Annotated in this window: 14 protein-coding genes and 1 tRNA gene; 4 read left to right on the forward strand and 11 right to left on the reverse strand. The window is 43.4% G+C overall.

Going from position 1 to position 13,841, the window contains the following annotated elements; genetic code table 11:
- Window positions 1–92 precede the first annotated feature (92 nt).
- Window positions 93–497 carry an EVE domain-containing protein gene (locus FPZ43_RS10520; RefSeq protein WP_146381869.1) on the forward strand — a complete coding sequence of 135 codons (405 nt, stop codon included), beginning with the start codon at window positions 93–95 and terminating at the stop codon, window positions 495–497.
- Window positions 498–508: 11 nt separating this feature from the next.
- Here FPZ43_RS10520 and FPZ43_RS10525 read toward each other — a convergent pair whose 3' ends face one another.
- The 5 genes from FPZ43_RS10525 to FPZ43_RS10545 all read right to left on the reverse strand — a co-directional run bounded on the left by FPZ43_RS10525 (window position 509) and on the right by FPZ43_RS10545 (window position 6,269).
- Window positions 509–1,027 carry an acyl-CoA thioesterase gene (locus tag FPZ43_RS10525; RefSeq protein ID WP_146381870.1) on the reverse strand — a complete coding sequence of 173 codons (519 nt, stop codon included), beginning with the start codon at window positions 1,025–1,027 and terminating at the stop codon, window positions 509–511.
- Window positions 1,028–1,075: 48 nt separating this feature from the next.
- Window positions 1,076–2,386, reverse strand: a complete 1,311-nt coding sequence (locus FPZ43_RS10530) for a type IX secretion system plug protein (RefSeq protein ID WP_146381871.1) — start codon at window positions 2,384–2,386, stop codon at window positions 1,076–1,078.
- Between the two features lie 572 nt (window positions 2,387–2,958).
- Window positions 2,959–3,312, reverse strand: coding sequence for a hypothetical protein (locus FPZ43_RS10535; protein WP_146381872.1), 354 nt, complete (start codon window positions 3,310–3,312; stop codon window positions 2,959–2,961).
- Window positions 3,313–3,463: 151 nt separating this feature from the next.
- A complete protein-coding gene (locus FPZ43_RS10540; protein WP_146381873.1) occupies window positions 3,464–5,383 on the reverse strand; it encodes an ABC-F family ATP-binding cassette domain-containing protein in 1,920 nt (639 codons plus the stop codon).
- A 130-nt stretch (window positions 5,384–5,513) separates the two neighbouring features.
- Window positions 5,514–6,269, reverse strand: coding sequence for an SGNH/GDSL hydrolase family protein (locus tag FPZ43_RS10545; RefSeq protein ID WP_186461812.1), 756 nt, complete (start codon window positions 6,267–6,269; stop codon window positions 5,514–5,516).
- A gap of 87 nt (window positions 6,270–6,356) precedes the next feature.
- On the opposite strand from FPZ43_RS10545, the gene FPZ43_RS10550 reads away from it, so the two are divergent.
- Complete coding sequence (locus tag FPZ43_RS10550) at window positions 6,357–7,391, forward strand: quinone-dependent dihydroorotate dehydrogenase (RefSeq protein WP_146381874.1); 1,035 nt, start codon at window positions 6,357–6,359, stop codon at window positions 7,389–7,391.
- A gap of 4 nt (window positions 7,392–7,395) precedes the next feature.
- Window positions 7,396–7,761, forward strand: coding sequence for a hypothetical protein (locus FPZ43_RS10555; RefSeq protein ID WP_146381875.1), 366 nt, complete (start codon window positions 7,396–7,398; stop codon window positions 7,759–7,761).
- Between the two features lie 117 nt (window positions 7,762–7,878).
- On the opposite strand, the gene FPZ43_RS10560 is transcribed toward FPZ43_RS10555, so the two are convergent.
- The 3 genes from FPZ43_RS10560 to FPZ43_RS10570 all read right to left on the reverse strand — a co-directional run bounded on the left by FPZ43_RS10560 (window position 7,879) and on the right by FPZ43_RS10570 (window position 8,952).
- Window positions 7,879–8,055, reverse strand: a complete 177-nt coding sequence (locus FPZ43_RS10560; RefSeq protein WP_146381876.1) for a spore protein — start codon at window positions 8,053–8,055, stop codon at window positions 7,879–7,881.
- Window positions 8,056–8,084: 29 nt separating this feature from the next.
- Window positions 8,085–8,155, reverse strand: a tRNA-Cys gene (locus tag FPZ43_RS10565).
- Between the two features lie 47 nt (window positions 8,156–8,202).
- Entirely contained in the window at window positions 8,203–8,952 is a 750-nt protein-coding gene (locus FPZ43_RS10570) for a TrmH family RNA methyltransferase (protein WP_146381877.1), read from the reverse strand.
- Here FPZ43_RS10570 and tamL point away from each other — a divergent pair.
- Window positions 8,943–11,333, forward strand: a complete 2,391-nt coding sequence (gene tamL / locus FPZ43_RS10575) for a translocation and assembly module lipoprotein TamL (RefSeq protein ID WP_146381878.1) — start codon at window positions 8,943–8,945, stop codon at window positions 11,331–11,333. The two genes, FPZ43_RS10570 and tamL, sit on opposite strands and share 10 nt — an antisense overlap.
- Window positions 11,334–11,475: 142 nt before the next feature.
- Here tamL and FPZ43_RS10580 read toward each other — a convergent pair whose 3' ends face one another.
- From FPZ43_RS10580 to hppD, 3 genes are all read right to left on the reverse strand, one after another.
- The gene (locus FPZ43_RS10580; RefSeq protein ID WP_146381879.1) at window positions 11,476–12,012 is read right to left on the reverse strand and encodes a hypothetical protein; all 537 of its coding nucleotides are present in this window, start codon (window positions 12,010–12,012) and stop codon (window positions 11,476–11,478) included.
- Window positions 12,013–12,073: 61 nt separating this feature from the next.
- Window positions 12,074–12,571, reverse strand: a complete 498-nt coding sequence (locus tag FPZ43_RS10585) for a TspO/MBR family protein (protein WP_146381880.1) — start codon at window positions 12,569–12,571, stop codon at window positions 12,074–12,076.
- A gap of 119 nt (window positions 12,572–12,690) precedes the next feature.
- Window positions 12,691–13,836: a 4-hydroxyphenylpyruvate dioxygenase gene (gene hppD / locus FPZ43_RS10590; protein WP_146381881.1), complete on the reverse strand. Its 1,146-nt coding sequence runs from the start codon at window positions 13,834–13,836 to the stop codon at window positions 12,691–12,693.
- Window positions 13,837–13,841: the final 5 nt, after the last annotated feature.

Here is a 13,841-nt window from a genome sequence, read left to right on the forward strand (position 1 = left end):
CGTGCGTTTTAAAATTTTTGATTATCGCCGCATTTTGTGAAATTTGCTCCTGTTCAGACTTACATATATTAACACGCTGAATGCTTTTATAGATGAACCATTGGTTAGTAAAATCGGAACCGTTTAAATATAGCTGGGATAAATTTAATGAAGAGGGCCGCACCTTTTGGGATGGCGTACGCAACTACCAGGCCCGCAATAATTTGCGCGGTATGCAGGTAGGCGACCTGGTGCTTTGGTACCATAGCAATGAAGGTAAAGAAGTTGTAGGCATAGCCCGTGTGGTTAAAGAGGCCTACCAGGACCCTACTACCGACGATAAAAATTGGGTGGTGGTTGACCTTGAACCTGTTGAAAGCCTTAAAAAAACAGTTACACTCGAGCAGATAAAGGCTGATGAGCGCCTTAAAGATATTGGCCTGGTGCGCCAGGGCCGCTTATCGGTAATGGCCGTTAAGCCCGAAGAGTTTGACAGAATATTAGAACTGGGTAGCTAACGCTACCCTTTTTATTTTTCGGCAAAAAATAGTGCCTTCAACTCGGTAGCATCGTCTGCCTTCATGCGGCCGCCAAGTACAAGCCTTAACTGCCTGCGGCGAAGCGCACCTTCATAAAGTTCAATTTCGTCTTCAGTTTCAGGCAAGAGGGGTGGCACCGGAATGGTTTTGTTATTTTCATCAAGCGCAACAAAGGTGTAAAAGGCATCATTGCTTTTGATCTTCATGCCCGACGGCACGTTCTCGGCATATACATCCATACGCACCTCTACCGATGTATTGAAAGCACGGGTAACGCGGGCCTCGATAGTGATTACATCGCCAAGCTTTATAGGATGGTGGAAAGATACATTATCTACAGAAGCTGTTACCACAACCCTGTTGCAATGTTTTTGCGCAGATATGGCTGCTGCAATATCCATCCAATGCAAAAGGCGCCCGCCCATAAGGTTGTTAAATGTATTGGTATCATTGGGTAATACCAGTTCGTTCATGATAGTTAACGATGCCTTTGGCGATTTTCCTTCCATGCGGCAAAGATAAGTTTTCCGTTCAGATAATACTATGCGTGCATTGTATTATTGCTGTTTAGCCGTATTCAGCATGGCATAGCCTACCAGTTCTTCCCAGCGCGCTCCCGGTGGGCGATAGTAAACCAGCAATTGATAATCGTTTTCAGTTTCAAAATAACTGCCTTCCAGGGTTATGTAATCAGGTTTGTTTGTAGCACTGCTTACCCATACATACTGGTAATCATACACCCCTTGCTTTAAGAAAAGGTTGGTGTAATACCGGCCCTGTGTGTCATATTGCAGGCGGCTGTTCTCATCAATTTTATAATCATTAAACTGGCCTACAATATATGGTGTGCCTTCATTATCGGGCTTGTTGGCCGCCAGGGTAAAATATACGTGCGCATAATCGGCATCAACACGCGGATCATTTCCGTTTTGGTTTAGCACGAAAAACTTACCGTCGTTGTCATAAACCAACAAATAGTTGGGGCTGTTGCGCACCGGGTCGCCCAGGAGCATTACGGTGTTGGCGGTATCCCGGTAAATACGTGCTACCCTGTCAGAATTAAGCCTCAACGAGCGTGTATCAAAGTGACGAAACTCGTTGCCGCCTGCAAAGTCGTTAATGTTTACATCATTAAAAACCAATTGTGTGCCGCGTATATAAGTAGGTGTGTTGTTCATCCTGCCGGTTTCCGGCCGGGCATTTTGCATCACCAGGGCACGCATGTTTTGATGGGGATTTTGTACGTTGAGGCCTGCATAATCTATAGTGAAATTCACTTTTTGATTACTGCGGCGCAGCGCAACATTGTTTGATGGTAGCACATTGGCCGCTATTGATACGCGCTTTCTTACCACGTATAAACGGCGGGTAATTAACAGCTTTGTGGGATCGTTGTCTTCATACACCTTCAGTACATAGTTGCCAGGTAGTTTTGGCGCAATGTTATTGTTGGGTAGCTTAATTTCGTAATGAGAGTATTTTTGAAAGGTAGCGGTAGAGTAGGTGTAATCAAAAATACGGTCGTCTGTAAAAGATTGCAGATACTCGGCAGGCGACAGGCGCGACAAGTTCCAGTCTGCATCGCAATGCTCCAGCGTGTAATTAAGCGTACGGCTACCGCCTTTTAAATCATCAAACCCAAGGGTTACGGTTTCGCCTGCATCAAGGGTGATAATTGGGAACGACCCTTCTTTGTCCGACTTGTAAAATTCAACAGACTTAATCTCGGGCCGGTAAACTGTGTTATTATAAGTTTGGGCTGATGCAGTGGTTGACAGGAACAAAAACAGAAGGCTAAGCACTGCCTTAATATTCCCTACGTCATTACGAGGTACAAAGCAATCCTTGAGCTTTTCAAACCATTTCATAGGGGAGATTGCTTCGTATCTCGCAATGACGCTCTGTTTTGTAAGTGGCATGTGATAAAGATAGCAACAAAGTACGGGCTAAGCAATTTGCCAATGTTGGCCTTGACCGAACAAGACTACTTATTTCGTTTGCTAAATACATAACTATCAGCACATAGTTTGATAATAAGCGCGATGCATAATATCTCAAACGGTAATGAAAAAGTAATTGTAAACCATGAGGTAGCATCAAGTTTCCGACACAGGTAGATTAATCCAAAACACATCAATAAGATTGCGGCTACTCTTGTCCTATGCAACTCTTTTAAGTTTGCTATAATTAAAGTTACACGACCAAGAAAAATCAGGCACATCGCCACAGGTAAAAACTGATTATAACTGCAATTCCAGCAAAAACGGAAGTCATAACTATAAGTAGAGAAATTTATAATCTGTCCTATTTCGAATAGCAATACAGGTCCGATACCATGTCCGGCATCAATGAATATAAGCCAGCTCGAAATTATTACCAGCCAGGTAAGGCGTTTATCGTGATAGGGCATTAGGTCTTAATTATGTATTGTATTTAGTGGTCAGCTAATCTTTTCCAAACTTCGATTATATTGCCATTTCCGTAGTAACTTAAAAATTAATAAACACACAACTATTAAAAAAGGAAAAGACACTGTAAAGGTAAAGCCTGATGTGTTGTCAAAGTTATGGCAAAGAAATAAAAATCCGTACAATAAAAATCCCAAAGCTATAAGCCGTACAGGACTTGATTCTTTGATATTGGCAATTAACAGGGTGGTTTGCCCTATAGCAATTAAAATTGCTGCTGCAAAAATAGATTGATCATAACTACAGCCCCATCCAAAGCAAAATGAATTTAAATGAATGGCCGGGAGGCCTATAATGCCGATTGCTTCAGCTATGATAATGGGCATAACGCCGTGCCCGATGCCAATAGGAATAAGGCCACTTGTGGCGATAACCCAGTAGGATAATGTTTTATAATGACAAGGCAATTCAGTAATGGTAATTGATCAACCAATATAAACAAAACAGGCAAAGCTTTATGCTTTGCCTGTTTAAAATCTATGCTTCCAGTTCCATGATCTGGTCGGCGAGGGCTTCCCATTTTTGCTGGATCTCGCCAAGCTCCAGTTTTTTGATCTGGTAGTTCTGGTTAATGTCTTTCAGCTTTTGCGTTTCGTTGTATAGCTTAGGGTCGTTTAATTGGCCCTCGAATGCTTTAATTTCTTTTTCGAGCGTTGCAACCTTTTCTTCAATCTTACCCAATTCCTGATTAAGCTTTTTAAGTTGCTGCGATCTGTTTTCAGTCTGCTCCTGTTTTACAGGTTCAGGCTTTTTTTCTTCCTGCTTTGGTTTTGGCGCAGGCGCAGCTTTAGGGTCAAGCTTGCGGTTGGCATACCACTCGTCGTATTCTGCATACGTGCCCGGGTATTGTTTTATCTTCTGATCTTCGATAAACCAAATCTTGTTGGCAACATTGTCCAGGAAATACCTATCGTGCGATACCACAATCACCGTACCTTCATATTGCTGCAGTGCCTGTATCAAGATGTTAACCGAGGCCATATCCAGGTGGTTGGTAGGCTCATCCAGTACGAGGAAGTTTGCATCTGCAGTAAGTGCCTTGGCCAAAGCCACACGGGATTTTTCACCACCCGATAATACCTTGATCTTTTTGAATACATCATCGCCCGTAAAAAGGAATGATCCTAATATCGAACGAAGTTCAGTATCGCTATGTTTTGGCGCGAAAGATTGCAGCTCCTGTAATATTTGGTTCTCCAGGTGCAGGCTCTCTAACTGGTGCTGCGCGAAAAACGTTTGCGATACATTGTGACCGGTTTGCGCAGTGCCTTTATATTCGGTGTCGGCACCGGCAACGATGCGTAACAAGGTAGATTTACCTTTACCGTTGGCACCAATCAATGCAATTTTATCGCCTTTTTCAATAACAGCTTCGGCATCATCCAAAATATCTATGGTTGGATATTTTTTGGTTATGTGCTCAAGTGTTACCACGTGCCTGCCGGATTGCTTGCTGAACTTAAAGCTGAAGTTCACTTCAGGATTATCGTCGTCAACATCCTCTACACGCTCCATCTTATCAAGCATCTTGATACGTGACTGCGCCATTTTTGCCTTAGATGCCTTGGCACGGAAACGCTCAATCAAACGCTCTTCCTGTTTAATTTTAGATTGTTGGTTTTTAAACTCGCCGCGTTGAATTTCGGCACGCAGGGCTTTTTCTTCCAGGTAGAAAGAATAGTTGCCCGCATAAACGGTAAGCTTTCCTTTGCGCGATTCAACCGTGCGGTTAATCACTTTATCTAAAAACCACCTGTCGTGCGATACAATGATGATAGCGCCGCTAAAAGATTTTAGGTAATCTTCCAACCACTGGATAGACGGTAAGTCGAGGTGGTTGGTAGGCTCATCCAGCAATAAAATATCCGGAGCCTGTAAAAGGATCTTGGCAAGCATTACGCGCATGCGCCACCCGCCCGAAAACGTGCTCAGCTTGCGCGCGCAATCTTCATCGCTAAAGCCTAAACCGGCTAAAATTTCGCGTGCCTTGTATTCGATATTGTAACCGTCAAGCAGTTCAAATTCGTGTTGCTTGTCGCTCAGTTTATTTAAAAGGTCTTCGCTGTAATCCGTCTCCAGTTTTTTAAGCAGGGTCTCGATCTCGTCATGCAGCTGGTTTTGGCGCTCAAAAGCCTCCATTGCCACGTGTACAATATTCTTATCAGACGAGTAGGAAAGCAAATCCTGGTTAAGGTAACCCATTGTAAGGTCCTTAGCCATGGATATAGTGCCCGATGTTGGCGTGTAATCTCCAACAATGATTTTAAGCAAAGTGGTTTTGCCGGTACCATTGGCACCAATAAGGCCAATTTTTTCTCCGGGTTTTATATGCCAGTTGGCTTCATCATATAAGGCCCTTGCACCAATCTCGAACGTAAGGTTATTTATAGCGATCATTTGGCGGCAAAGATACGCTTTTTGGAAGCCGCCTCAAAGCCCGCCGCAAACAGTTTACCAATTGATGATTAAGCTATAAAGATCTTAAATCAAAACTGATAACCGCTCACAAATAACTGATAACTAACTCCTACTTAACAGTAGCCAGCCATCCCTCGCTCATCAGCTTTTCGCCGGCAATGCTTGGGTGTACGCCATCAAGCGTCCAATAGGTTGCAGGAGCAGCTTTAAGTGCTTTATCAAATATGGTTTGATAGGGGATAAACGGTGCGTTGTATTGCTCAGCAATATCGCGGGCAGCCTTGCGGAACAAATCAAACGTTGGATACCATGAGCTATTTACAGATTTAGTGCCCTGCAATGCAAAAGGTTCTCCAATAATCAATTTAACGTTAGGTAATTCCCTTTTGGTGCGGTCAAGCAGTTTGCGGTAGTCGGTTATATACGTATCAATGGTGCCTTTGTAGCCACTTGTTAGGGTATGCCAAAAATCGTTTACGCCAATATGTATGCTTAATATGTTGGGTTTAATTGCAAGGGTGTCGGTGTCCCAGCGCTCGGCCAACTGGTAAACCTTGTTGCCGCCAATGCCGCGGTTAAACAGTTTTAAATTTTTATCGGCATGTTTAGCCATCAATTCAGCAGCAGTAAGCAGGGCATAACCGGTACCCAACATGTTTGTGGTGTTTGGCTCGGTTGCTTTACGGTCGCGGCCCCAGTCGGTTATCGAGTCGCCCTGAAAAAGAATGATGTCATTTGCTTCGATAGCTACTTTTTTTGCAGCGTAAGCGCCGGCAGATGCCGATACAATTTCGGGAATGCTGATGGCGGCAATAGCACCTACAGATGCAGTTTTTAAAAAGTTGCGGCGAGAGTTGGCAATCATTTTGGGTTGTTCGTTTTTAGGTATATTGATGGGCAAATTACAATATTTTGCATCAGCATAAAAATTAAAAACGGTAAATTCGCCCCCATGTATCAACTGCTCAAACCGCTGCTGTTTTTGTTCGACCCCGAGAAGGTGCATTATTTTGTAACCCGCAATTTAAAGCGCTTTACACGTTTCCCGGGTGGTTCGGCACTAAGCAAGGCCATTTGGGACGTTGATGACGCCAAGTTGGAACGCGAGGTTTTTGGCCTGAAATTTAAAAATCCTGTAGGCCTTGCAGCCGGCTTTGATAAAAATGCCGAGTTGATAAGTGAAATGGGTAAGCTTGGTTTCGGTTTTGTAGAGGTAGGCACTGTTACGCCATTACCACAGCCCGGCAACTCCAAGCCCCGCATGTTTAGGTTGCCTGCTGATGAAGCCCTTATTAACCGCATGGGTTTTAATAACTTGGGGGTAGATGTAGCAGCCGAGCGTATTGCCAGCTATCGCAGGAATTTAAAACCCGGCGAAAAGGCTCTGATTATTGGCGGTAATATTGGTAAAAACAAGGTTACTCCCAATGAAGATGCCGTGAGTGATTACATCAAATGCTTCGACAGGTTGTTTGATGTGGTGGATTATTTTGTGGTAAACGTAAGCTCGCCCAACACACCCGGCTTGCGCGAATTGCAGGAAAAAGAACCGCTAATGCAGTTGCTTAACACCCTGCAACAGCGTAATAATAAAAACGGGATAAGCAGGCCAATACTACTAAAGATAGCCCCCGACTTGACTAATGAGCAGTTGGACGACATTGCCGATATTGTGAAACAAACAGGTATAGCTGGCATTATAGCCACTAATACGACCATTAGCCGTGATGGGCTTTCATCTCCGCATAAGGTCGAGACCGGCGGTTTAAGCGGCAAGCCGTTAACCCAACGCTCAACAGAAGTTGTCGCGTATCTACGCAAAGTATCGGGCGGGGCGTTTCCTATTATTGGGGTAGGGGGCATACATTCGGCACAGGATGCCATGGATAAGCTTAACGCCGGAGCCGCGCTGGTGCAGCTTTACACAGGTTTTATTTACGAGGGCCCGGCTTTGATAGGTCGTATAAATAAGGAATTGTTAAAATAAAGATATGAGTAGCGAAGAAGCATTGATAAAGGTTTGTAATGACCTTGATATTGAGTTTGATAAAGGCGATATGCAGGACTGGGGTATAGTAAACTCCGACCCGAGCCGTGTGGCCGAGTTTATTGAGTATTATCAGAACACCGAATTGGTAGACAGCGCCCGTGCGCATGTTTTCGAACTGGTTGTAGCATCATACAACGATGCCATGCTGCACCGCCCGGTGAGGCCGCAAATAAAGGCTGATTTTATTAAGTTAATTAAGGAATCGCATGCAATGCCGGCAACTAAAGCAGTACGCGAGTATTGGATAGAGATATACGATAGGAAAGATTTCCCGATAGGGAAACTGATATCTGAAGTAAAAGCTTAAGGTTTATCAGCGCAGCAGTGCATTTTCAATGCGGTGCTGCGTATTTTATAAGAGCTATAAACGCAAAAAAGGCATTTCAATTGAAATGCCTTTTTAATTTCTTGTAAGAAAGAAAAATTAGTTAGCTGAAGCAGCTTTAGCTAAAACCTCGTTGTTTTTGTCAATTTGGTTGCCTTTTTTCTGTGCAGAACGGCTACCCAATTCAATGTTGGTAGCTAACTTCAAAAACTGAACTTCTAAGCGTGAAGTTGTTTTGTTCCTTCTATCTTTTCTTTTTAAACGAGTAACGCCCATGATCTTTTTTTTAAATGTTTTTAACCCTGAGGTCGAAAGCGGATTCGAACCGCTGTAGGAGGTTTTGCAGACCTCTGCCTAGCCACTCGGCCATTCGACCTTTTTTTAAGGACTGCAAAAATAGTAAATATTATTTGTCAATCAATTTTATTTAAAGGTTTTTGCAGTAAGTTCTGAACAAAATATCGCCGTAGCTACACCAACGTTTAAAGATTCGGCTGCGCCAACCCTTGGTATGGTTACGCTGCGGGTTATTAACGGCTGTATTTCCGGCCGTATGCCATTGCCTTCGTTACCCATAACAATAAGCCCATGCGTGCCAAAATCTGTAGTATAAATATTATTACCGTTAAGCAACGCACCAAAAACAGGTACGCCCGCCTTTGATATAAACGTGCGCAGATCGGTATAACTAACATTTACACGCGCAAGCGACCCCATGGTGGCCTGTACAACCTTGGGGTTATAAACATCTACCGTGTCATCGCTGCAAATAATGCGGTTTATGCCAAACCAGTCGGCTGTGCGTATAATAGTTCCCATATTGCCGGGGTCCTGCACGCCATCAAGCACCAACGAAAAGCCTTTTTGCAGGTTGCTTACATCAATTGCACTGTCTTGAGGTATGCGGATAGTCGCAATTGCATCTGCAGGGGTTTTAAGTAAGCTTACCTTTTGCAGCTCATTCAGAGAAATTTCCTGAAGGTTTATTTTCTGCGATAAATTAAGCATTTTTGGGGCGTTACCATACGTGTGGTAAATAGTGTGTATGCTGTAGGGAGAATCAATAAACTCGCTTATGGATTTGTTGCCCTCAACAAGGAATAAACCATGCTCCCGGCGAAACTTTTTTTGCTGTAACGACGTTAGTAAACTGATCTGAGATTTTGAAAGCATATAAGATATCCCCGTATTTACGTGTTGCAATATTAAGTATTTTGGTGGGCATTATTGCCGCCGGTTGCAGCGTTACGCGCGGATTAAATAAAGATCAGGCTATAGTACGTAAAATCACCATCAAAGGGGTGGATAAGGAATTTGACGACTTTGCTTATGATTATGTAGATAAAGAGCAGCAACCCAACAACTGGCTCAATCTTCAATTCTATTACACCTTCAGCAACAAAGGTAAACGCAACATAGGCGAAGCGCCGCGTATACTGGATAGTAACCTGGTAGAGTTTTCGCGCCTGCAAATTCAGAAGTATCTTCAAAACAAAGGTTATTTAAAAGCTAAGGTTGACGATAGCATAAAGGTTAAAAACCGAAAAGCCGAATTGATTTTTACCGCTACCGAAGGTCCGCTTTTCAGAATAAGGAATTATAAAGACAGCATTGCCGACCTAAAGGTTAAGGCTTTGTATAATCAAACACGTAACAGTTACACCCACGTAAGGCCAGGCAGCAGGTTTGATACCGATAGTCTTGCTTATGACCGTGATGCTTTTTACCAGGTGATGAAGCGCAACGGTTATTACGACTTCTATCGCCAGTACATTAATTACACGCCCGATTCCAGTTTTAATAAAAGCGTGGTAGACCTGGTAATGATTGTTGATAATCCGGCTAATAGCGCAAGTCACCCTACTTTCAAGATCAACAATACCCTGGTAACAATTACCCGCAGCAATGGCCGTACCATCGGCAAGGCCGATACAATACAGGTTGATACGCAATACCGCTTTGTTGACTTTTCGGGCAGGTTTAAGCCTAAAACAGTTACCGACTATATTTTTCAGCGCAAAGGCGAATTGTATGATATTGATAAACAAACTTTGACCACTTCACGCTTATCGGAACTTAATGTATTCAGGAATGTGCCCAGCCCAACCTACGAGAAAACTGCCGATAGCACCAACCGCTTAAATACTAAACTGGAACTAGTACCGCTAAAGCGCATGAGCGACAGGGTAGAGGGTGAGTTTTTGTTTAACCAGGGGCGCTTTGGGTACAACGTGGGCAATACTTTTATCAGCCGTAACTTATTTAAGCAGGCAGCTTCGTTGCAGGTTAAACTAAACTGGAGCGTTTTGTTTGACAGCGGCCGTGCGGCAGGTGACGAACTGGGTATTCAAAATCAGGATTTTAAGGCAGGTGTTAATTTAAGTTACCCGCGTATTTTATCGCCGTTTAATTTCCCTAACCTTGCCAAGTTCGGTGTACCGCATACTACGTTCTCTACCAACTTCTCTTTGTTCTACCAAAAAGGATTGGTTGAGCGCCGCACTTTTATCAACTCCATTACGTACGATTTTTTTGAGACCTACCGCAAGCAGCACTCCTTTGCGCCGATCAATATCGAATTTTCAAGCGGTACGCTTGATCCGGCCGCAAGGCAATCGTTACTAGATAGCGGGCGTTACTCATATGTTTATCTTATCGGCCGTACTACTTTTACATCAGGAAGTTTATACACTTTCCAGTACAATGCCAACGAGCTTAATTCGTACCGCGATTTTATCTATTTCCGCGCAGGTTTAGATATTGGTGGTAACACGCTAAGCCTTGTAAGCAAGCTGCTAAACACGCCACGTGATACCGCCGGGCAGCGCACTATTTTTGGTTACACTTATTCGCAGTACGTAAAAACGGAATTTGATTACCGCCTGTACCGCAGCCTTGGTTCCGAGCGTCAATTCATTTTCAGGTTCAACCCCGGTATTGGTATACCATATGGTAACAGCAACCTGCTGATATTTGAGAAGAACTTTTACGCAGGTGGTGCTAATGATATAAGAGCGTGGTTGCCACGTACGCTTGGCCCTGGCCAGTTTAACCGCGCCACAGCTTACGGTAACGATATGGAAACCCGCCGACGCTTAAAATATCTTGACCAGTTTGGTGAAATTAAAATTGTTGCCAACGCCGAGTATCGTTACAAACTGGCCGATAACTTTTTTGGATCAAAACTTAAAGGGGCATTTTTTGTGGATGCCGGTAACGTATGGCGTTTACACAAGGAAGTTGAAAACCCTAACGGCGAATTTAGGTTTGGTAACCTCTTTCAGTCTACCGCTATTGGTATCGGTACAGGCCTGCGCTTCGACTTAAGCTTCTTTATATTCAGGTTAGATGCTGCCTTTAAATTTAAAGATCCGCAGTTTAACGGATCCGATCAATGGGTGTTTATCAAACACTTTGACGAGGTGTTTAAAACCGGAGATTTCCGCAGGGCATACCAGCGTGCCAATGCTACAGGTATTGATAATAAAGGCAACATAGTAGGCGAAAACTATAGCTTTATGCAGCTAAACTTCGGTATAGGTTTGCCTTTTTAGGTGGTTGGTTATTTGTTATTAGGTTATTCTTATTAGTCATTTGTTAATCTGTTATTTGCTACCAGTTATCCGTTGTCAATACCAAATTAAATAGTTTTAAGTTGTTAAAACCTTCATTGTGAAGATGCATTCAACTGCTAACTCAAACAAACATCCCCTTCAGACCATCGATAATACTTTGGAAGAACGTGCCAACTGCCAGGCCATTATTGTGGGTGAAATACATGAACAGGCAAAACACAATAATTGCGATGATGATAAACCGCTTAAAGAGGTAGCCCAACAAAACAAGGCCAAGCGGTATGGATATCAACAGGATCCAGCTTATTTTGACAGGGGTAAGCCTGCTGTCGTGCCTGTAAATGTAGTAAAGCATCGAGTGGGTACCACTGTCGTTTTGATGCCTTGCATATATAAATGCCGATTTATCAAGCTTGTGCCTGTAAAAAGCCGTGCCTTTGTCAAAAGTCATTTTCTCCGTAAAGCCGTTGATGGCAAAAGTAAAAATGCCCGAAACGTTTTCCTGAATGTTACCCGCTGTATCGGTAGCGATTATGGCTACTTCATCTTTGGCAAAGGGGTTTTCTTTAACAACAAAGTGGTTGATGGAAACTGTATCGGCAAATGATGCGCCGAATGCTGCCAATAGTATAATACAGGTAAGTAAAGTTTTTTTCATGCTGATGATACCGTTTTATTTTAAAGCGGCAAAGTAACGAGCATAAAAATAGCGTTTTTTATTACTTGTTAAGTATATAAATGCTGATGTTTAGCAAGGTGGCATAGCTAACCCAAAGCAAATAAGGAACCAATAGCCAGGCAGCTACCATGCTGAACCTTCCAAACCAGCTAATGTTCAGGATGATTAATATAAGTAGTAAAATGATCACAATCAGCCCGCCAAATATGTTGTGCAAGCCAAAGAAAACTATCGACCATGAAAAATTAAGTAACAGTTGAACGGCATAAATTACCACCGTTGTTTTGAAAGTGGCCGAGCCATCCCGCTTTTGCCAAACAAGATATGCTGCAGTGGCAATTAGGATATATAGGGTAGTCCATGCTACCGGAAAAGCCCAGTTAGGCGGGGTGAACGAGGGCTTATTAAGTGTACGGTACCAGCCATCAATTTCGGGCCGGGTAAACATTGATGCCACAAAACCTATGGCAAGGGTAATTACCAGGCTAATTATGAGCGGAAGTAACTGAAATTTACGTGCGGGTGTGGCGGTTGTCATATTCTAAATGTATACACCTATTGGCAACGGTTAAAATTGATGTTGGTTTGTATTGTAATTGAAAACCGGCACACAGCTAAGTCTTTGCCCTTAACAATGTGCCGGTACTTATTTAGGGTTTATAAATTCCCCCTTAATTCCTGCTCGCGTTCAATAGCTTCAAACAGGGCTTTAAAATTACCGGCACCGAATGATTTTGCACCTTTGCGCTGTATAATTTCAAAGAATAGCGTAGGCCTATCCTCAACAGGTTTGGTGAAAATTTGCAGCAGGTAGCCTTCGTCATCCCTGTCAACCAATATGCCTAATTGTTTAAGCGGTTCAAGATCCTCATCTATATGGCCAACACGGTCAACCAATTCATTGTAATAGGTGGTAGGTACTGTCAAAAACTCAACACCGCGGCTTTGCAGATCCGTTACTGTTTTTACAATATCATTGGTGGCAAGCGCCATATGTTGTACCCCTTCGCCCTCGTAAAACTCCAGGTATTCCTCAATCTGCGATTTCTTTTTACCTTCCGCAGGTTCGTTAATTGGGAACTTTACAAAGCCGTTGCCGTTGCTCATAACCTTGCTCATCAAAGCTGAATATTCGGTCGAGATCATTTTATCGTCGAACGTTAAGATGTTTTTGAAGCCCATGATGTCTTCATAAAAATTTACCCATTGGTTCATTTTATGCCACCCCACGTTACCTACGCAATGGTCAACGTAAAGCAGGCCCGTATCACTTGGGTTGTAGCGGGTAGTTAAGTCCTTATAACCCGGTAAGAAAGCACCATGGTAGTTTTTACGTTCAATAAACAGGTGTACCGTTTCGCCATATAGTTTAATGCCGCTGGTGCGTACTTCGCCGAATTCATCGGTAATGGTTTGCGGCGGCTGGTAGGCCTCTGCGCCGCGGGCGGTGGTTTGCTCAAATGCACTGTAGGCATCATCAACCCAAAGGGCCAATACCTTTACACCGTCGCCATGCTTTTTAATATGCTCTGCGATGGGGTGCTCCGAGTGGAGCGGGGTAGTCAGTACAATTGTTATTTTCCCCTGTTGCAAAACGTATGATGCCTTGTCGCGCACACCCGTTTCGGGCCCGGCATAAGCAAGATCCTGGAAACCAAAAGCTGTTTTATAGTAATGGGCAGCCTGCTTGGCATTGCCCACATAAAATTCAACATAGTCGGTGCCGTTTAGGGGTAGAAAGTCGGCAGCCCCCTCTAAATCTCCCCCGACAAGGGAGACTTTATTTTCTATTTCTTTAATCATTTTTT

It is taken from the genome of Mucilaginibacter pallidiroseus (assembly GCF_007846085.1).
GTDB lineage: Bacteria > Bacteroidota > Bacteroidia > Sphingobacteriales > Sphingobacteriaceae > Mucilaginibacter > Mucilaginibacter pallidiroseus.

Bases quoted from the DNA above. Each gene is read 5' to 3' on its own strand.
- FPZ43_RS10570 (WP_146381877.1), bottom strand. From the start codon at position 8,952: ATGCTTTCAAAATCTCAGATCAGTTTACTAACGTCGTTACAGCAAAAA.
- FPZ43_RS10525 (WP_146381870.1), bottom strand. From the start codon at position 1,027: ATGGAAGGAAAATCGCCAAAGGCATCGTTAACTATCATGAACGAACTG.
- FPZ43_RS10540 (WP_146381873.1), bottom strand. From the start codon at position 5,383: ATGATCGCTATAAATAACCTTACGTTCGAGATTGGTGCAAGGGCCTTA.
- FPZ43_RS10545 (WP_186461812.1), bottom strand. From the start codon at position 6,269: ATGATTGCCAACTCTCGCCGCAACTTTTTAAAAACTGCATCTGTAGGT.
- FPZ43_RS10550 (WP_146381874.1), top strand. From the start codon at position 6,357: ATGTATCAACTGCTCAAACCGCTGCTGTTTTTGTTCGACCCCGAGAAG.
- FPZ43_RS10580 (WP_146381879.1), bottom strand. From the start codon at position 12,012: ATGAAAAAAACTTTACTTACCTGTATTATACTATTGGCAGCATTCGGC.
- FPZ43_RS10530 (WP_146381871.1), bottom strand. From the start codon at position 2,386: ATGAAATGGTTTGAAAAGCTCAAGGATTGCTTTGTACCTCGTAATGAC.
- FPZ43_RS10560 (WP_146381876.1), bottom strand. From the start codon at position 8,055: ATGGGCGTTACTCGTTTAAAAAGAAAAGATAGAAGGAACAAAACAACT.
- FPZ43_RS10520 (WP_146381869.1), top strand. From the start codon at position 93: ATGAACCATTGGTTAGTAAAATCGGAACCGTTTAAATATAGCTGGGAT.
- FPZ43_RS10535 (WP_146381872.1), bottom strand. From the start codon at position 3,312: ATGCCCATTATCATAGCTGAAGCAATCGGCATTATAGGCCTCCCGGCC.
- FPZ43_RS10555 (WP_146381875.1), top strand. From the start codon at position 7,396: ATGAGTAGCGAAGAAGCATTGATAAAGGTTTGTAATGACCTTGATATT.
- hppD (WP_146381881.1), bottom strand. From the start codon at position 13,836: ATGATTAAAGAAATAGAAAATAAAGTCTCCCTTGTCGGGGGAGATTTA.
- FPZ43_RS10585 (WP_146381880.1), bottom strand. From the start codon at position 12,571: ATGACAACCGCCACACCCGCACGTAAATTTCAGTTACTTCCGCTCATA.